This window comes from Rhizobacter sp. P2_H2 (assembly GCF_056403375.1).
Genome location: NZ_JBFUFP010001503.1, coordinates 1 through 999, shown reverse-complemented (window position 1 = coordinate 999; position 999 = coordinate 1). Strand labels below are relative to the sequence as shown.

The window sequence follows — 999 nt, the reverse complement described above, 5'->3', positions numbered from 1 at the left end:
TGCCGAGGCCGACCCGACCTTCGACATCGAGGGCGTCGACGCCGCGCACAAGCTGACCATCATGAGCGCGATCGCGTTCGGAACGCCGGTGCAGTTCGAGCGCGCCCACATCGAGGGCATCACGAAGCTGCAGGCCGCCGACATCACCTACGCCGAGCAGCTCGGCTACCGCATCAAGCTGCTGGGCATCACGAAGCGGCGCGACGACCTCGGCAAGAACGCCGGCATCGAGCTGCGCGTGCACCCGACGCTGGTGCCGTCGAAGCGGCTGATCGCCAACGTCGAGGGCGCGATGAACGCCGTCGTCGTGCACGGCGATGCGGTCGGCACGACGCTGTCGTACGGCAAGGGCGCCGGCTCCGAGCCGACGGCCTCCGCCGTGGTCGCCGACCTGGTCGACATCACCCGGCTGCACACCGCCGACCCCGACCACCGAGTGCCGCACCTGGCCTTCCAGCCGAACCAGCTCACCGACACGCCGATCCTCGGCATGGAACAGGTCGTCACCTCGTTCTACCTGCGGCTGCAGGTGGCCGACCAGGCCGGCGTGCTGGCGCGCATCACCGGCATCCTGGCCGAGCACGGGATCTCGATCGATGCGCTGCTGCAACGGGAGTCGGCCGAAGGCGAGGCCCACACCGACGTGATCATCCTGACCCACGACACCGTCGAGGGCGAGATGAACAAGGCGCTCGCGCAGATGCAGGCGCTGCCCACGGTGCTGTCGCCGATCGTGCGCATCCGCAAGGAAGAGCTGTCGTGAAATACATCAGCACCCGTGGCGATGCCACCCAGCGCGGCTTCTCCGACATCCTGCTCGAGGGCCTCGCGCCCGACGGCGGCCTGTACCTGCCGACGCACTACCCGCAGGTCGACGCGGCGACGCTCGCGCGCTGGCGCGAGCTGCCGTACCACGCGCTGGCCTTCGAGATCCTGTCGCTCTACATCGACGACATCCCGGCGGCTGACCTGCGCGCGCTGACCGCGAAGACCTACACG

At 69.1% G+C, this 999-nt stretch carries 1 protein-coding gene and 1 pseudogene; both read left to right on the top strand.

Annotated elements, in window-relative coordinates; genetic code table 11:
* The coding region (locus tag AC1D15_RS34280) for a homoserine dehydrogenase (protein ID WP_477829583.1) at nt 1-763 on the top strand (763 nt) is incomplete at its 5' end.
* Nucleotides 760-999 (top strand): annotated as a pseudogene (locus AC1D15_RS34275) (threonine synthase); the annotation flags it as partial. The gene AC1D15_RS34280 and the pseudogene AC1D15_RS34275, both read left to right, overlap by 4 nt.